This window comes from Kitasatospora sp. GP82 (genome assembly GCF_029892105.1).
In the GTDB taxonomy this organism is placed as follows: domain Bacteria; phylum Actinomycetota; class Actinomycetes; order Streptomycetales; family Streptomycetaceae; genus Kitasatospora.
In genome coordinates, this window is the sequence record NZ_JARZAJ010000003.1 from 183,328 (window position 1) to 198,463 (window position 15,136).

At 71.3% G+C, this 15,136-nt stretch carries 16 protein-coding genes and 1 pseudogene; 9 read left to right on the forward strand and 8 right to left on the reverse strand.

Features of this window, described 5'->3' with window-relative positions; translation table 11 throughout:
• Positions 1-61: 61 nt before the first annotated feature.
• Positions 62-2,431, reverse strand: coding sequence for a Tex family protein (locus P3T39_RS04205; RefSeq protein ID WP_280696087.1), 2,370 nt, complete (start codon positions 2,429-2,431; stop codon positions 62-64).
• Positions 2,432-2,742: 311 nt separating this feature from the next.
• Between P3T39_RS04205 and P3T39_RS04210 the strand changes: the two genes are divergently transcribed.
• The 3 genes from P3T39_RS04210 (at position 2,743) to P3T39_RS04220 (ending at position 4,809) form a co-directional block, all read left to right on the forward strand.
• A complete protein-coding gene (locus P3T39_RS04210; protein ID WP_280695932.1) occupies positions 2,743-4,017 on the forward strand; it encodes a glycosyltransferase family 87 protein in 1,275 nt (424 codons plus the stop codon).
• Positions 4,018-4,102: 85 nt separating this feature from the next.
• Positions 4,103-4,246 carry a hypothetical protein gene (locus P3T39_RS04215; protein ID WP_280695933.1) on the forward strand — a complete coding sequence of 48 codons (144 nt, stop codon included), beginning with the start codon at positions 4,103-4,105 and terminating at the stop codon, positions 4,244-4,246.
• Between the two features lie 176 nt (positions 4,247-4,422).
• Positions 4,423-4,809, forward strand: coding sequence for a PPOX class F420-dependent oxidoreductase (locus tag P3T39_RS04220; RefSeq protein ID WP_280695934.1), 387 nt, complete (start codon positions 4,423-4,425; stop codon positions 4,807-4,809).
• Positions 4,810-4,878: 69 nt separating this feature from the next.
• Here P3T39_RS04220 and P3T39_RS04225 read toward each other — a convergent pair whose 3' ends face one another.
• Positions 4,879-5,325: a MarR family transcriptional regulator gene (locus tag P3T39_RS04225; RefSeq protein WP_280696088.1), complete on the reverse strand. Its 447-nt coding sequence runs from the start codon at positions 5,323-5,325 to the stop codon at positions 4,879-4,881.
• Between the two features lie 143 nt (positions 5,326-5,468).
• Here P3T39_RS04225 and P3T39_RS04230 point away from each other — a divergent pair, with 143 nt between their 5' ends.
• Positions 5,469-5,843 (forward strand): cupin domain-containing protein, encoded by a 375-nt coding sequence (locus P3T39_RS04230; protein WP_280695935.1) that lies wholly within the window; start codon positions 5,469-5,471, stop codon positions 5,841-5,843.
• Between the two features lie 90 nt (positions 5,844-5,933).
• Positions 5,934-6,119 (forward strand): antitoxin, encoded by a 186-nt coding sequence (locus P3T39_RS04235; RefSeq protein WP_280695936.1) that lies wholly within the window; start codon positions 5,934-5,936, stop codon positions 6,117-6,119.
• An 88-nt stretch (positions 6,120-6,207) separates the two neighbouring features.
• On the opposite strand, the gene P3T39_RS04240 is transcribed toward P3T39_RS04235, so the two are convergent.
• Positions 6,208-7,110 carry an SGNH/GDSL hydrolase family protein gene (locus P3T39_RS04240; protein WP_280695937.1) on the reverse strand — a complete coding sequence of 301 codons (903 nt, stop codon included), beginning with the start codon at positions 7,108-7,110 and terminating at the stop codon, positions 6,208-6,210.
• A gap of 191 nt (positions 7,111-7,301) precedes the next feature.
• Between P3T39_RS04240 and P3T39_RS04245 the strand changes: the two genes are divergently transcribed.
• A complete protein-coding gene (locus P3T39_RS04245) occupies positions 7,302-8,159 on the forward strand; it encodes a GNAT family N-acetyltransferase (protein WP_280695938.1) in 858 nt (285 codons plus the stop codon).
• Positions 8,160-8,176: 17 nt separating this feature from the next.
• On the opposite strand, the pseudogene P3T39_RS04250 reads toward P3T39_RS04245, so the two are convergent.
• Positions 8,177-8,527, reverse strand: a pseudogene (locus P3T39_RS04250) (helix-turn-helix domain-containing protein); the annotation flags it as partial.
• A gap of 102 nt (positions 8,528-8,629) precedes the next feature.
• Here P3T39_RS04250 and P3T39_RS04255 point away from each other — a divergent pair.
• The gene (locus P3T39_RS04255; RefSeq protein ID WP_280695941.1) at positions 8,630-9,841 is read left to right on the forward strand and encodes a pyridoxal phosphate-dependent aminotransferase; all 1,212 of its coding nucleotides are present in this window, start codon (positions 8,630-8,632) and stop codon (positions 9,839-9,841) included.
• A gap of 62 nt (positions 9,842-9,903) precedes the next feature.
• Here the strand turns inward: P3T39_RS04255 and P3T39_RS04260 are convergent, their stop codons facing one another.
• Complete coding sequence (locus P3T39_RS04260) at positions 9,904-10,239, reverse strand: YnfA family protein (RefSeq protein WP_280695942.1); 336 nt, start codon at positions 10,237-10,239, stop codon at positions 9,904-9,906.
• A gap of 143 nt (positions 10,240-10,382) precedes the next feature.
• Between P3T39_RS04260 and P3T39_RS04265 the strand changes: the two genes are divergently transcribed.
• Positions 10,383-10,865 (forward strand): peroxiredoxin, encoded by a 483-nt coding sequence (locus tag P3T39_RS04265; protein ID WP_280695943.1) that lies wholly within the window; start codon positions 10,383-10,385, stop codon positions 10,863-10,865.
• Between the two features lie 80 nt (positions 10,866-10,945).
• Here P3T39_RS04265 and P3T39_RS04270 read toward each other — a convergent pair whose 3' ends face one another.
• The gene (locus tag P3T39_RS04270; protein WP_280695944.1) at positions 10,946-12,619 is read right to left on the reverse strand and encodes a metallophosphoesterase family protein; all 1,674 of its coding nucleotides are present in this window, start codon (positions 12,617-12,619) and stop codon (positions 10,946-10,948) included.
• 267 nt (positions 12,620-12,886) lie between these two features.
• Between P3T39_RS04270 and P3T39_RS04275 the strand changes: the two genes are divergently transcribed.
• Positions 12,887-13,360, forward strand: a complete 474-nt coding sequence (locus P3T39_RS04275) for a DNA starvation/stationary phase protection protein (protein WP_280695946.1) — start codon at positions 12,887-12,889, stop codon at positions 13,358-13,360.
• 82 nt (positions 13,361-13,442) lie between these two features.
• On the opposite strand, the gene P3T39_RS04280 is transcribed toward P3T39_RS04275, so the two are convergent.
• Both P3T39_RS04280 and P3T39_RS04285 read right to left on the reverse strand, forming a co-directional pair.
• Positions 13,443-14,153 carry an MBL fold metallo-hydrolase gene (locus tag P3T39_RS04280; RefSeq protein WP_280695947.1) on the reverse strand — a complete coding sequence of 237 codons (711 nt, stop codon included), beginning with the start codon at positions 14,151-14,153 and terminating at the stop codon, positions 13,443-13,445.
• Between the two features lie 76 nt (positions 14,154-14,229).
• Positions 14,230-15,081, reverse strand: a complete 852-nt coding sequence (locus tag P3T39_RS04285; protein ID WP_280695948.1) for an aminotransferase class IV — start codon at positions 15,079-15,081, stop codon at positions 14,230-14,232.
• Positions 15,082-15,136 lie beyond the last annotated feature (55 nt).

Genomic DNA, 15,136 nt, shown 5'->3' on the forward strand with positions numbered 1-15,136 from the left:
GGCCTGCCCGGTGGCCCGGTGACGGGCAGTCAGCCGTCACCGGGCCGGGGCTGGAAGGGCGTCAGCGCCTGCCGGAGTCACCGCCGGCCAGGCCCGCGCGGCGGAGCGCGTCGGCCATGGCGCTGTTGCCGACCGGCGCCGGGCCGCTGCCTCGACGATCGCCGCCGCCGCGCCGGTCCTGACGCGGCGGACGCGGGCCCCGGTCGCCGCCGCGCTCGCCACCCCGGTCCCGGCGTCCGTCGCTCCCGCCGCCGGGCTTGGTGACCTCGTCGTCCAGACGGAGCGTCAGGCCGATCCGCTTGCGAGCCACATCCACCGAGGTGACCCGGACGCGCACGATGTCGCCGGGCTTGACCACCTCGCGCGGGTCCTTGACGAAGTTCCTGGACAGCGCCGACACATGGACCAGGCCGTCCTGGTGCACGCCCACGTCCACGAACGCGCCGAACGCGGCGACGTTGGTGACGACGCCCTCCAGCACCATCCCCACCTCCAGGTCGCCGATCTTGTCGACGCCCTCCTTGAAGACGGCGGTGCGGAAGGCCGGGCGGGGGTCGCGGCCCGGCTTGTCCAGCTCGGCGAGGATGTCGGTGACGGTCGGCACGCCGAAGGTCTCGTCGGCGAAGTCGGCCGGGCGCAGCGCCCGCAGCGCCTCGCTGTTGCCGATCAGCGCACGCAGTTCACCGCCGGTGCCGGCCAGGATGCGGCGGACCACGGGGTATGCCTCGGGGTGCACGCTGGAGGCGTCCAGCGGATCCTCTCCGCCGGGGATGCGCAGGAAGCCCGCGCACTGCTCGAAGGCCTTCGGCCCGAGCCGGGCGACGTCCTTGAGCGCCTTCCTGGTCCGGAAGGGACCGTTGGCGTCACGGTGGGCCACGATGTTGTCGGCGAGGGTGGCGGTGACGCCGGAGACCCGGGTGAGCAGCGGCGTGGAGGCGGTGTTGACGTCGACGCCGACGGCGTTGACGCAGTCCTCGACCACGGCGTCCAGCGAGCGGGAGAGCTTCACCTCGCTGAGGTCGTGCTGGTACTGGCCGACGCCGATCGACTTGGGGTCGATCTTGACCAGTTCGGCCAGCGGGTCCTGGAGGCGGCGGGCGATGGAGACCGCGCCCCGGATGGAGACGTCGAGTTCGGGCAGCTCCTGGGAGGCGAACGCGGAGGCGGAGTACACCGAGGCGCCCGCCTCGGACACGATCGCCTTGGTGAGCTTCAGCTCCGGGTGACGCTTGATCAGGTCCTCGGCGAGCTTGTCGGTCTCGCGGGAGGCGGTGCCGTTGCCGATCGCGACCAGGTCCACCGAGTGCTTCCCGGCCAGCTCGGCGAGGGTGGCCAGAGCCGCGTCCCACTTGTTGGCGGGCTGGTGGGGGTAGATGGTGCTGTGCGCGACGACCTTGCCGGTGGCGTCCACGACGGCGACCTTGACGCCGGTACGGAAGCCGGGGTCGAGGCCCATGGTGGCGCGGGTCCCGGCGGGGGCGGCGAGCAGCAGGTCGCGCAGGTTGGCGGCGAAGACGCGGACGGCCTCGTCCTCGGCCTCCTGGCGCAGCCGGGTGCGCAGGTCGATGCCGAGCCGGACCAGGATCCGGGTGCGCCAGGCCCAGCGGACGGTGTCGGTGAGCCACTTGTCGGCGGGGCGGCCCCGGTCGGCGATGCCGAATCGGGCGGCGATCCGCTGCTCGTAGTCGCTCTCGCCGGGCAGGTCGCCCTCCGAGCCGTCCAGCGGCGAGAGGTCGAGGTTGAGGATCTCCTCCTTCTCGCCGCGCAGCATGGCGAGGATGCGGTGCGAGGGGAGCTTGGTGTAGGGCTCGGCGAAGTCGAAGTAGTCGGCGAACTTGGCGCCGTCCTGCTCCTTGCCCTCGCGGACGGTCGCGACCAGGCGGCCGCGGGTCCACATCCGCTCGCGCAGGGACCCGACCAGGTCGGCGTCCTCGCCGAAGCGTTCGACCAGGATGGCCCGGGCGCCCTCCAGCGCGGCGGCCTGGTCGGCGACCGACTCGTTCAGGTACCCGCCGGCCAGCGCGGCAGGGTCCTGGGTGGGGTCGGCGAGCAGGGTGTCGGCGAGCGGTTCGAGGCCGGCCTCGCGGGCGATCTGCGCCTTGGTGCGCCGCTTGGGCTTGTAGGGGAGGTAGATGTCCTCCAGCCGTGCCTTGGAGTCGGCGCCGAGGATCTGGGCTCGCAGGGTGTCGTCCAGCTTGCCCTGGGAGTCGATGGACTCCAGCACGGCGCTCCGGCGCTCCTCCAACTCGCGCAGGTAGCGCAGCCGCTCTTCCAGGGTGCGCAGCTGGGCGTCGTCGAGCGAACCGGTGGCCTCCTTGCGGTAGCGGGCGACGAAGGGAACGGTGGCGCCGCCGTCGAGCAGGTCGACGGCCGCCTTCACCTGCCCCTCGCGGACGCCCAGCTCTTCGGCGATCTTGCGTTCGACTGGCATGGTCACGAAGCCGGCCACCTTCTCCTGGTTCAACAGTGAGCGTTCAGTCAACAAGCGTTCGGCGACCGGTGTTCGGTGACGAAGGTTCGGCGACTGGGCTCAGGTCCGCCCTGCATTCTGGCAGGTGCCCCGCCCGGAGGGGGGTGCGGGCGTGTCCTCGGGGTGGCGTGGCGCGTTGTGCTGACGGTCGGTGACACGCAGCCAAGCGGTGATTATCCGACCTAATTTGTCTGATATGAGATAGATCACACGGTTACCTTCTCGTGGAGGCGATGGTGGCTCAGGCCCCGACACCGGTCACTCAGTGGGGCATGCCCCAGACAGGTCCGTTCCGCTGGACCAGACCGGCCACCTGGCCGCGTGAGGCACTCGCCCTGGCCGGCTACTGGATCGCCAGCCGCATGATCATGATCGGGATGCTCCGCTCCGGCAAGGCCGAGCAGGCCATCGAGGTGCACCGGACCTACTTCGGCTGGTTCCAGGTCCTCCAGAGCGGCACCTTCCCGATCGGGGACGTCACCTGGCAGTACCCGCCCGGAGCCGCACTCGCGATGCTCGCCCCCGGCCTGCTGCCCTTCCTGACGTATCTTCAGGCCTTCGCCCTGCTGATGCTGCTCACCGACGCGATCACCCAGGCCGCCCTGGTCCGGGTCTCGCTGCGGCGCAACGGCGGTGTACACCGGGGCCGTTCCACCGCCGGGGCATGGATGTGGGCGATGGCCCTGCCGCTGATGCTCGGCCTGCCCTACGGCCGCTACGACCTCCCGGTCACCGCCCTGGCGATGGCCGCGCTGCTGCTGCTTCCGAGCCGCCCCAGGGCGGGCGGGGCGCTCGCCGGGATCGGCGCGATGGTCAAGGTCTGGCCCGCCCTGGTGGTGCTCGGCGCACCGCGCGGACGCGGCACCAGGCAGGCGTGGTCGGCGATGTGCGCCTCGGCCACCGCGCTGCTGCTGGTGCTGGCCACCCTCTTCCACGGGGCCTTCGACTTCCTGAAGGGCCAGCAGGGGCGCGGCGTGGAGATCGAGTCGCTGGGCGGCAGCGTGCTCCAGGTGGCCAGGGAGCTCGGCTGGCCGGGCGATGTGGACCAGCACTACGGCTCGCTGGAGTTCCTCGGCCCTCATGTGCACGCGATCGCCCGCGCCTCCCTGCTGCTGACCGCGCTCGCCTTCGGCTGGCTGCTGCTCTGGCGCTTCCGCGCCCGCCGCTGGAACGCCGCCACCCCCTACGACGCGGCGCTGACGGCCGTGCTGCTGTTCACCGTGACCAGCCGGGTGATCAGCCCGCAGTATCTGATCTGGCTGATCGGACTCTCGGCGGTCTGCCTGACGGTACGGGGCTCCTGCCAGCGGCCGGTCGCCCTGCTGCTGCTGCTCGCCACGGCCGTCACCACCATCGACTACCCGCTCTTCTTCGACTCGCTGATCCACGGCGGCTGGAAGGGCACCGCGGTCATCGTGCTGCGCAACGGTCTGCTGCTGGTCGCCTCCCTCTGGTCCGCCGCCCGGCTCTGGCGGGCCTCGGTCTCGCCCGCCGCCGCACTCCAGCAGGCTCCCCAGGTCCGGCGCGGCCCGATCCGGGTGGCCTGAGCCCGCAGACCCGAAGGCGACCGTCGGCCCTGGCCTGGTCCTGGCCGCGCTCGCAGGGGTCGGCCTCGGCTCGGCCCTGCTGGCGATGACCGGACAGCCGCAGAGCCTCGACTGGGCCTCGATCGCCGGATTCTGCCCGGTCGGTGGCGGGGTGGTGCTGCTGGTCACCGCGGCCAGCCTGCCTTCACTGTGGCGGATGATGCGCGCGGACGGCCTGCGCACGGAGTAACGCCCTTACGTCTTCGGCGAGTTCGGGGCGGGCGCTCCCACCGGCTGTTGGGGGCGCCCGCCTCGGCCCGTCCCGCCCGGGCTTCCCGGCCCGCCCGTGCGGCGAGGCGACGCGCGCCGAGTCTCGGAGGTGCTCCCCATGGCCGAGCCTAGACTCCGGACGCCTAGACTCCGGACATGGATGAGACGCTGCTGAAGCAGCTCGCCGCCGGAAAGTACCTGCTGGTCACCACGTTCAAGAAGGACGGCACCGGCGTCCCCACCCCGGTCTGGGTGGTCCCCGACGGCGGGGCACTGGGGGTCTGGACGGCCGCCGACAGCTGGAAGGTCAAGCGGATCCGCAACCGCGCGGACGTCCTGGTGGGCCCCTGCGACGTCCGTGGCAACCCGGCCGGCCCCCAGGTGCCCGCCACCGCCGAGATCTGCGACCTGGCCACGGCCCGCCGCTACCGGCCGCTGCTCAAGCGCAAGTACGGCCTGATCGGGCGCCTACTGCTGCTCGGCAGCCGACTGCGCCGGGGCGAGGCGGGCAGCATCGCCATTCGCATCACCCTGACCGACTGATCCTCATATCGCCCTGGACGTCTGCCGCGTCCCGGGCCGGCGACACCCACGGGACCGTTCGACGATCCGTCACCAGATCGGTCGCAGCCGGCCCGTGGGGGCAAGCCTGGCCAGGTCGTCCCGGAGTCCGCGCAGCCCCTGCTCGCCCAGGGTCGCCGTCCAGGGCCGGACGGCCTCGGCCGCCGCCTCGTCGGCCGCGCGGGTGCAGGCCCAGCCGCGTTCGGTGAGCACGATCAGCCGGGCGCGCGCGTCGGCGGGATGCGGCTGCCGCTCGACGTAGCCCTTGCGGACGAGTTCCTCGACCAGCTGGCTCGCCGCCTGCTTGGTCACGCCCAGGTGCTCGGCCAGCTCGCCGACACTGGCACCGTCCGGGACGAGCCGCGCGAAGGCGAAGCCGTGCGCCGGGCGCACGTCGTCGAAGCCACGTTCGCGCACGCCTGCGTCGATCGCCCGGACCAGATCGGCGGCCAGCCCGAGGAGCAGCGGCGGGAGGCTCAGGGCGACGGTCTCCTGGATGGCGGACTCGGCTTCGGTCATGCCTGGGATTCTGCCAGCCCAATCCCGCAAATGGACAATCTTCTTGACTATATGGGCAAGCTGCTTGACCATATAGTCAAGCAGCTTGCCCATTGGTTCCATTTATCCAGAAAGGGCCCACCATGCCCGTCATCCGCACCGGCCAGGCCACCGTTCACGAGATCCACGGCGCCCGCTTCCTCTCCTACGCCACCCCGGCCTCCGGCAGCTCCGATCTCTGCGCCTGGCGGCTGGAGATCGCCCCCGGAACCCCGGGAGTCGAGCACACCATCAGCCACGAGGAGATCCTGCACGTGCTGTCCGGGTCACCGGTCGTCACCCTCGACGGCCACCGGACTCCCCTCGCCCCCGGCGACACCGCGATCGCCCCGGCAGGCACCCGGCTGAAGGTCGACAACCCGGGCGACCAGCCCGCCCACGCCTGGGTGACCGCCCGCACCGGCCTGCGGGCCACCCTGGCCGACGGCTCGGCGCTCACCCCGCCCTGGGCCAACTAGCTCCGGTCCGACGGCGGGCCGCTCCGGGTGTGGACATCGGCCGCATCAGAGATGCTGGGAGCGTCAGGCATCCCGTGAGGAGGACCACCCATGTCCATGCTCGACAAGCTCAAGTCCATGATCAAGGGGCACGAGGACACCGCCCGACAAGGAGTCGAGAAGGCCGGCGACGCCTTCGATGCAAGGACGGGGAACAAGTACCAGAGCCAGACCGACACCGTTCAGAAGAAGCTGGACGAACAGATCGGCAACCAGCCGCCCACCGACCAGCAGTAGGCGCCGACACCAGAAGCACTCACAGCCCGGCCACCGGAGTCCCTGGCCGGGCTTCCACCGCGCCTCCCGAAGGGCCGGCCGGTCGCCCTCAGCCCTCGTACGGCAGGAGTTCGGCTCGCTTGGGCGGGCGGTTGTCGCCGGAGGACCTGCCCGTGAGACGGCGGCCGATCCACGGGCCGAGGTGGATGCGCAGCCAGCGCAGGTCGGAGCCGAGCCGTTCCCCGCGGCTGCGCGGCTCGGCCGGAGGAAGCGGCGCGCGCCAGTCGAAACCGGCCGGGCGTCCGAGAGCTTCCAGGACGGCGGCGGCGACCCGGCGGTGGCCCTCCGGGGAGAGGTGCAGCCGGTCCTCGGCCCACATGCGGCGGTCGTCGAAGCACGGCGCCGAGAAGAGGTCCACCACCAGTACGTTCGGATACCTCCTGGCGAGTCCTTCGACGAAGGACTTCATCTCCAGGATGGCCGGGAGCAGTCGGGCGCTCCCGGCCAGGCGGCGGGTGGGATCGGTGCTGGTGAACATCACCACGGTCGGGCCGTCGCCGCAGCCGGCGCCGGGACCGCCGTCCGCCTTGCCGTCCGCGTTGCCGTCCGCGTTGCCGTCGAGCAGTCCGGTGGCGGCACGGCCCAGCAGCCGCTCGACCTCGGCGATGTCGCAACCGGGCCGCAGCACGTCGTTGAGCCCGCCCGCCAGGGTGACCAGGTCGGCCCGCATGGCGGCGGCCCGGTCGACCTGCTCGGCGCAGATCTGGCCGATGAGCTTGCCGCGTACGGCGAGGTTGGCGTAGCGGAACTCCTCCCCCGGCCGTTCGGCGGCCAGCGCGGCGGCGACCCGGTCGGCCCACCCCCGGAACTGGCCGTCGGGGAGCAGCTCGTCGCACATGCCCTCGGTGAAGGAGTCCCCGACGGCGACATATCCGGCAAAGCTGCGGTGGGCGCCACCGACAGCGGGCTCGGTGGAAGCAGCGGAAGTGGCAGACGTGGTGGTGTTGTTCATGGCGACAGCGATCGTACGCGCAGCATCCGCCGGCCGGGAGTGCAGCCCCCGGCCTTCGCCGTTCGCAGCCCGGATCGGTACGTCGGCGAGTTCGGTACGTCGGCGAGTTCGGCGGGCGCAGAGACTCCCCGGGGGTCCACCTTCGGCAAAACTCCGTGACAGTGCCGGAGGCGACTGCTTTGATGCAGCGCGTGAGCTCATCCGACCATCAGCAGCCCCCGTCCGCCCCCGTACTGGACCTCCTCGAGCGGTACTACGACGCCGTGCCGAGAAGCGGCGCCCGAGTCGAGGACTTCGGCCCGCTCTCGCTCTTCGTCCGCGAGGGCGCGGGCTGGCCCTTCTACGCCCGTCCGGCGCTGGGCGCCGCCGCCGGTCCGGTGGACGTGACCGACGTGGCGCGAGTCCGGGCCCGGCAGCGGGAGTTGGGCGCGCCGGAGGCCTTCGAGTGGGTCGCCGAGACCGCACCCTCACTGCGCGCCGCCGTCGAGGCGTCCGGACTCGCCGTGCACGAGCACCCGCTGATGGCACTCGACCCGGCCGCTTCGACCCCGCAGGCCGTGTCCGGCTCCGGGGTCACCGTACGGATCCTCGGCCCCGAGGATCCGGCCCTGGCGGGCGCGCTGGCGGTGCCCTACCTGGCGTTCACCGAACCCGGTACCGAGCTGGGCGCCGCCGGCCCGGCCGAGCTCGCCGAAGCCATCCTCGCGACCACCGGGGACGGCTCCGTCGAGCGCATCGCCGCCCGCATCCGCAGTGGGCTGACCAGCGTCGCCGTCGCGATCGCGGACGGCACCGCACTCTGCGCGGGCCAGCACCAACCGGTCGGCGAGGTCAGCGAGATCGTCGGCGTCGGCACGCTCCCCACCGCCCGCCGCCGGGGCCTGGCCCATGCGGTCACCGCCGCGCTGGTGGCCGACGCCCGCGCCAACGGCGTGCGGACCGTCTTCCTCTCGGCCGGGGACGAGAACGTCGCCCGCATCTACGCCCGCCTCGGCTTCCGCCGGGTCGGCACCGCCCTCATCGCCGAACGCCCGGCCGCCGACGGCTAGGTGTTCTCCCCCGTCATCCAGTGCTCGCGGACGGCGTCGGTGGGGCGGGGTTCACCGAGGGCGTCCAGGCCCCAGGCGCCGAGGGCGCCGATGACCTGACGGAGGGCCAGGCCGCGTTCCGTCAGTTGGTACACCGTCGCGCTGGCCGGCCGTTCCAGCTTGCGGCGGACGGCCAGGCCCTCGCTCTCCAGCTGCTTGAGACGGGTTGCCAGGATGTCGGTGGAGACGCCGGGCAGGTCCGCGTGCAGGTCGGTGTAGCGGCGTGGGCCGTCGAGGAGTTCACGGACGATCAGGAGACTCCAGCGCTCGCCCACGGCGTCCAGGGCGCGGGCGACGGCGCAGTACTGGTCGTAGCTTCGGCGTGACATGTGGATCAGCATAGCCAAAAGGTTGGACTTTCCAAGTGGATACTTGGTAGAACAAAGCGACCAGACTGACGGTGCGGTGACGGACGGATCGGGAGACCGCTGATGGAGTTTCGGCAGTCCAGCAAGCTGAAGGACGTGTGCTACGAGATCCGCGGCCCGGTGGTCGACCAGGCGAACGCCCTGGAGGAGGCCGGGCACAGCGTGCTGCGCCTGAACACCGGCAACCCGGCCCCGTTCGGCTTCGAGGCCCCGGAGGAGATCCTCCAGGACATCATCCGCAACCTCCCCAACGCGCACGGCTACAGCGACTCGCGCGGCATCCTGCCCGCCCGCCGGGCCGTGGTGCAGTACTACCAGCAGCGCGGCGTCCCGGGCGTCACGGTGGACGACGTCTACCTCGGCAACGGCGCCTCCGAGCTGATCCAGATGAGCGTGCAAGCGCTGGTGGACGACGGTGACGAGGTGCTCGTCCCGATGCCCGACTACCCGCTGTGGACGGCGGTCGTACGGTTCGCCGGGGGCAAGGCGGTGCACTATCTGTGCGACGAGGAGGCGGACTGGTACCCCGACCTCGACGACATCGCCGCCAAGATCACCCACCGCACCAAGGCCATCGTCGTCATCAACCCCAACAACCCGACCGGCGCGGTCTACTCGAAGGAGCTCCTGGAGGGCATCCTCGAACTCGCCCGCCGGCACGGGCTCATGGTCTTCGCCGACGAGATCTACGACAAGATCCTCTACGACGGCACCGAGCACCACTGCCTGGCCGCGCTCTCCGACGATGTGCTCACGCTCACCTTCAACGGCCTCTCCAAGGCGTACCGGGTGGCGGGTTTCCGCAGCGGCTGGCTAGTGGTCTCCGGCCCCAAGCAGCACGCCAGGGACTACCTGGAGGGGCTCACCATGCTCGCCGGGATGCGGCTGTGCCCCAACGTCCCGGCCCAGTTCGCCGTCCAGGCGGCCCTCGGCGGCCACCAGTCCATCCACGACCTCACCCTGCCCAACGGCCGTCTCACCGAGCAGCGCGACGTCGCCTGGCGAGCGCTCAACGAACTGCCCGGTGTCAGCTGCGTCAAGCCCAAGGGCGCCCTGTACGCCTTTGCCAAGCTGGACCCGGCGGTGCACAAGATCGTGGACGACGAGCAGTTCGTCCTGGACCTCCTCCTCCGCGAGAAGATCCACATCGTCCAGGGCACCGGCTTCAACTGGCCCCGGCCCGACCACTTCCGCTTCGTCACCCTGCCCCGGGCCGACGACCTGGAGACCGCCATCAGCCGCATCGGCCGCTTCCTCGCCACCTACCGGCAGTAGGACCGACCGGCGACAGGGAGCGCGGACGCCGCGGGCCCTGTCGCCGGTCGATCCGAGGCGGTTCAGCTCCCCCTCGGTCCGTACATGATGACGGCGACACCGGCCAGGCAGATCAGAGCTCCGATCACATCCACCCGGTCCGGCCGGTAGCCGTCCATCACCGCGCCCCAGAGCAGCGAACCGGCCACGAACACCCCGCCGTACGCGGCCAGGACCCGCCCGAAGTGACTGTCGGCCTGCAACGTCGCCACAAACCCGTACGCACCGAGGGTGACCACACCCGCGCCCACCCAGGCCAGGCCCCGGTGCTCGCGCACCCCCTGCCACACCATCCACGCACCCCCGATTTCGAGGATCGCGGCGAGAATGAACAACAGGGCGGAACGAGCGACGGTCATGACCAGCGAGCTTACGATGTGACCCGCCCGCCCCGGCGCCACCCCCGGTGGTCGACCGGCGGGGCGCGCGCTTCTGCCGGCAGAAGCACCGCCGGTGTGCCACCGTACTACCGCAACGACCCCCTTCCCCAGGAGTGAGCTCGATGACCAAGTCGCCCGAGGTCGGGAGCCAGGCTCCCGCGTTCGTTCTGCCCGGTGTGCTGCTCACCGACGGGGTGGTGGAGCGGCGGGAGTACCGGTTGGCCGAGGCCGAGGGGCGACCCTTGGTGCTGGTGTTCTACCCGGGGGACGACACTCCGGTGTGCACCAAGCAACTCTGCTCGTACACCTCGGAGTTGGAGCGCTTCAAGGGGCTGGGCGCGGAGGTCTGGGGTGTCAGCCCGCAGGATCTGGACAGCCATGAGGGGTTCGCCCGCAAGCACAGCCTCGGCTTCCCGCTGCTGGCGGATCCCGGGCGGGCGGTGATCAGGGCGTACGGGATCGCGGTGCCCGGGCTCGGGCTGCGGCGGTCGGTGTTCATCCTGGACGAGGCCGGCGTGGTGCGCTGGAAGCACGTGGGGCTCGCGGGCCTGACCTTCCAGCACAGCGACACCCTCGCCGAGCAGCTGGCCGCCCTGCGCGGCTGAGACCCTCCGGCAGTCGGGAGGCTGCGCATGGGCAAGGGCTCGCGCTCGATCGGAGCGCGGGCCCTTGCCGTGGTCGTACGTCAGCGGCGCAGCCAGGGCCAGTCGCCGTTGTCGCCGTCGTCGTCTCCGTCGTCCCAGCTCTCACCGGCCGTGCGCAGGATGGTGTAGTGGTCGATCTGGGTGCCGTCCTCCGCCAGGGCGGTGACCTTCATCGAGGACTTGCGGCCGGGGTGGGCCGGGGTGACGTCCACCTTGATGAAGGAGTAGCCGGTGTAGCGGACCCGGGACCACTCGACGGTCTCGGTGACCTTCACGCCGCCCTTGGCGAAGTGGAAGGTGTCGACCGAGTCGACGCGGTGCTCGTGGCCCTCGTACGTGTCGGGGTAGTCGAAGCTGTAGAGACTGCGACCGGCGGCACCGGCGGTGACGTAGACGATGCCGTCCTTGGCGGTCTCGATGGTCTCGCCGCTCGGCACGGCCTTGGAGACCTTGTTGCCGAGGATCGCGTCGGTGCGCTCGTAGACGTGGTTGTGACCGTTGATCACCAGGTCCACACGGTACTTCTCGAACAGCGGCACCCAGGCCTCGCGGACACCGCCCTCGGAGGCGTGCTGGTGGGTGGTGGAGAAGGCGCAGTGGTGGAAGAAGACGACGATGAAGTCGACGCTCTCGTCGTCGCGCAGCTCGCGCAGCTGCCGGTCCAGCCACTTGGTCTGCTTGCCGGCCGTGAGGCCGAGGTTGACCGGGATCTCGTACGAGACGTCATTGGCGTCCAGCGAGACGACACCGACGTTGCCGTACTTGAAGGCGTAGACGCCGGGGGCCTTGCGCGGGTCAGGGCCGTTGTCCGGGAGGAAGAAGCGGGCGTCCTCGCCGCCGTACCCGTTGTGCGAGTACCAGGCCTCCATGTCGTGGTTGCCGTAGGAGACCATCCACGGGATCTTCGAGGCGACGGTCTCGGTCTGGGCCAGGAAGGCGTCCCAGGTCTTGGCGTTGTAGGCGGACTTGTCGGTGTCCTGGCCCTGGCCCATCGGGTCGGCGTAGCAGATGTCGCCCGCATGCAGGTGGAAGGACGGCTTCTGGGCCAGGATGATGTGGTCGTTCCCGGCCGCGTGCGCGCTCACGCCCTGGTCGCCGAAGGCGGTGAAGGTGAACGGCGCGTACGGCGTACCCCAGCGCCAGTCGCGGGCGGGGGCGGTGCGGAAGGTGCTGAGGGTGGAGACGGCCTGCTGCGAGGCGGGGTCGAAGCCGTCGTGGCCGACACCGTAGTAGTAGGTGGTGTCGGGGTCGAGGTCGTCCAGCGAGACATGCAGGTAGTACTGGTCGACCGGGGTGCCGGTCGGGGTGAGCGCCGGGGTGTGCAGGGCACGGACCTCGGCCTGGATCTTGTGGCTGAGCGACCACGGGTGCTTGCCGAACCGCAGGAACGGCCGCTTGACCGGGGCCGGGACCTGCCAGGAGATCCGAAGCTGGGTGTCCGGCTCGGCACCGAAGGCGAGGTGACGGCCGATCGGGGCGACCAGCGAGCCGTTGATTCCGTCCGCGGTACCGGCCGTGAGCAGACCCGGGGCCGCCGGGGCGGCGGAGGCGGTGCCGCTGCCCAGGGCACCACCGACGGCGATCGCGCCGACCGTGATGGCGCCGGCCCGAAGCGCCTTGCGACGGGAGAACCTGCTGCGCAGGTACTCGTGCTGCTCGGCCATGCTCATGCGCCCGGCCAGCTTCTCGGGCACGCCCATACGTGGGATATCCATGGCGTGGAGATTCGCAGTGGCCGATTGCGTGCACACGGACATCCGGTGAACGGCCGTCGTCGTGTCGGTGTGCCGGACCGCAAGTTTCGACCAAGTGTTCGCAAAGAACCGCTGATCGGCCCACCATGGTGTGGGCTGACGGACTGCCATCTGCCGTGCCGTCAGGAACACACCCCGGAGCATCGGGCGATATGACTGTTTTGGGTGACTCTGTGAGAGGCTGACCGGCGAACCCGAGCCGAAGCCGCACCGTAAGGAGCAGAGCCGATGTACGGAATCAAGAGCCCCCTGCCGGATGCCGACCGCAAGGTGGTCGGGGAGGCACTCCAGGGCGCACTGGTCGATCTGATCGACCTGTCGCTGATGGCGAAGCAGTTGCACTGGAACGTGGTCGGGCCGCGCTTCCGGTCCGTCCACCTCCAGCTGGACGAGGTGGTCGGCCTGGCACGCCGGCACGCCGACACCGTGGCCGAGCGGGCCGCCGCGGTCGGCTTCTCGCCGGACGGCCGGGCCAGGACGGTCTCCGCGAGCAGCGGTATCGCCGCCGCGCCCGAGGGAGCCGTCACCGACTCCGCCACGGTCGGCACCCTGGTCGCGGCCCTCGGTGCGGTGATCACCCGGATGCGCGAGCGCATCGCCGCCACCGCCGCCCCCGACCCGGTCAGCCAGGACATCCTGATCGGCCTCACCGCCGACTTGGAGAAGTACTCCTGGATGGCCCAGGCCGAGAACACCTCCTGACCGCCGGCTCCTGTCAGGCCGATCGCGTCCGATGCCGTCCGGCCGATCCCGTCCGGCCGATCCCGTCGGACAGGGGCCGAGGTCAGCGGGCGGTCGCCGCCGCAGCCCGCATCGCTGCGGCGGTACCGCTCGTGATCGGCTCACCGTGGCCGAAGACCGCCACCGCCGCGTCGAGTTCGGCCAGGCGGCGGAAGGACTCGATCGCCCGGGCCCGGTCCAGGTTGAAGACTCCGAGGATGGGCTGCCCGCCGACGCCGGCCACCGCGTCCCCCGTGAACAGCACCCCGGGCCCCGGCAGATGGAGTGCGATGCTCCCGTCGGTGTGACCGGGGACCGCCACGACCTGCGCCCCGCCGCCGAAGTCCAGGACGTCGCCGTCCTCGACCTCGACGTCCACCCGCGCGGGCGGCGCCGCCGGCGGCCGGGTCATCCCCTCCCAGAGCTCACGCTCCCACACCGGGGCGTCGTCGAAGACCGGCGGCGGCATCGGCCGTTCGCCCCGGATCACGGGCGCGTCGAGCCGGTGCGCCATTACCTCGACACCGCCCCCGCTGCCCCAGGCGGTGATCTCGGCCGTCGAACCGACGTGGTCCTGATGACAGTGCGTCAGTACGATGCGCCGCAGCTCGTCCGTCCCGTGACCCAGCGAGCGGATCGCCTCCGCGATCAGCGCGCCGGAGCCGACCACCCCCGTGTCGATCAGCGTCAGGCCGTCCGGGTCGCGCCACAGATACGCATGCCCGACCTCGAAACCCAGCAGGTACAGCTCCGGAAGAATCTCCACCGTCTCCATACCGGCGATCCTCGCCGAACCCGGCTGTGCCGAACCGTCACTTCGCCCACGGCTGAGCGAAAACGACCGTTTTCGCTCAGAGCTGATCACCAGTCAGTGCGACGTAACGTGAACGGAGTTCCTCGATCACGGGATGTCCGGGCGGGAAGGCCAGCGAGTCCAGTCCGCCGACCGCCCGTACGCCGATGGCCGCGTTGGTCGCGAACGCCGCCTCGAAGCCGGCGGCCTCCGCCACGGTGACCCGCTCCGTCCGGCCCGGGTACAGGCCGCGCAGCAACTCCATTGTGGTGCCCGGCAGATGTTCGGCGTTCGGCCAGACCACCTCCCGGCCCCGGACGAAGCCGATGTTCCAGGTGCCGCCCTCGGAGATCCCCCGCTCCCCGTCCACGAACAGCGCGTCGTCGAAACCCGCCCGCTGCGCCTCCCGCCGCTGCCAGAGCGCGCCGAACAGGCCGACGCTCTTCACAGCGGGCAGCTCGCGCCGGTACGCCACCGAGCGCACCCGCAGCGGCGGTACGGGCCGCAGGGGCGAGGTACCGCTCGCGGGGCGGGTGGTCACCAGCAGCTGCGGCTCGGCGGGCGAGCCGATCGTCCCGATGTCCAGCGCCGGGTCGAAGACGGTCACCCGGACCACCATCGCCCCGGCCGTCGGCACCACCCGGCGCGCGTACGCCCGTACCCGTTCGACGTCCAACTCGGTCCCGAAGACCGTGCGGCAGTCGCGGACCAGCCGGTCCAGGTGCAGCTGGAGGCCGCGCACCCGGCCGTCCTCCACGCACATGGTGGTGAAGTGGCCGTAGCCGGTGAGCGCCAGAGCCCTGAGCTCCGCCTCGCTCACCGGTCTGCCGTTCAGCTCCGCCCTACCGCAGCCGCTCGGCGCCGCCGCGCCGGTCCCCGCCGTCCCACCGCTCTCGCCCTGGTCTGCCATGGGTCCAAGCATTGCAGGCCGGGTGGCGCGGCCTCACCCCAAGCCGCGAACCCGT

Coding starts and splice junctions, on each gene's coding strand:
- P3T39_RS04270 (WP_280695944.1), bottom strand. CDS start 12,619: ATGGATATCCCACGTATGGGCGTGCCCGAGAAGCTGGCCGGGCGCATG.
- P3T39_RS04280 (WP_280695947.1), bottom strand. CDS start 14,153: ATGGAGACGGTGGAGATTCTTCCGGAGCTGTACCTGCTGGGTTTCGAG.
- P3T39_RS04235 (WP_280695936.1), top strand. CDS start 5,934: ATGTCCATGCTCGACAAGCTCAAGTCCATGATCAAGGGGCACGAGGAC.
- P3T39_RS04285 (WP_280695948.1), bottom strand. CDS start 15,081: ATGGCAGACCAGGGCGAGAGCGGTGGGACGGCGGGGACCGGCGCGGCG.
- P3T39_RS04205 (WP_280696087.1), bottom strand. CDS start 2,431: ATGCCAGTCGAACGCAAGATCGCCGAAGAGCTGGGCGTCCGCGAGGGG.
- P3T39_RS04265 (WP_280695943.1), top strand. CDS start 10,383: ATGACCAAGTCGCCCGAGGTCGGGAGCCAGGCTCCCGCGTTCGTTCTG.
- P3T39_RS04215 (WP_280695933.1), top strand. CDS start 4,103: ATGACCGGACAGCCGCAGAGCCTCGACTGGGCCTCGATCGCCGGATTC.
- P3T39_RS04255 (WP_280695941.1), top strand. CDS start 8,630: ATGGAGTTTCGGCAGTCCAGCAAGCTGAAGGACGTGTGCTACGAGATC.
- P3T39_RS04230 (WP_280695935.1), top strand. CDS start 5,469: ATGCCCGTCATCCGCACCGGCCAGGCCACCGTTCACGAGATCCACGGC.
- P3T39_RS04260 (WP_280695942.1), bottom strand. CDS start 10,239: ATGACCGTCGCTCGTTCCGCCCTGTTGTTCATTCTCGCCGCGATCCTC.
- P3T39_RS04220 (WP_280695934.1), top strand. CDS start 4,423: ATGGATGAGACGCTGCTGAAGCAGCTCGCCGCCGGAAAGTACCTGCTG.
- P3T39_RS04240 (WP_280695937.1), bottom strand. CDS start 7,110: ATGAACAACACCACCACGTCTGCCACTTCCGCTGCTTCCACCGAGCCC.
- P3T39_RS04275 (WP_280695946.1), top strand. CDS start 12,887: ATGTACGGAATCAAGAGCCCCCTGCCGGATGCCGACCGCAAGGTGGTC.
- P3T39_RS04210 (WP_280695932.1), top strand. CDS start 2,743: ATGCCCCAGACAGGTCCGTTCCGCTGGACCAGACCGGCCACCTGGCCG.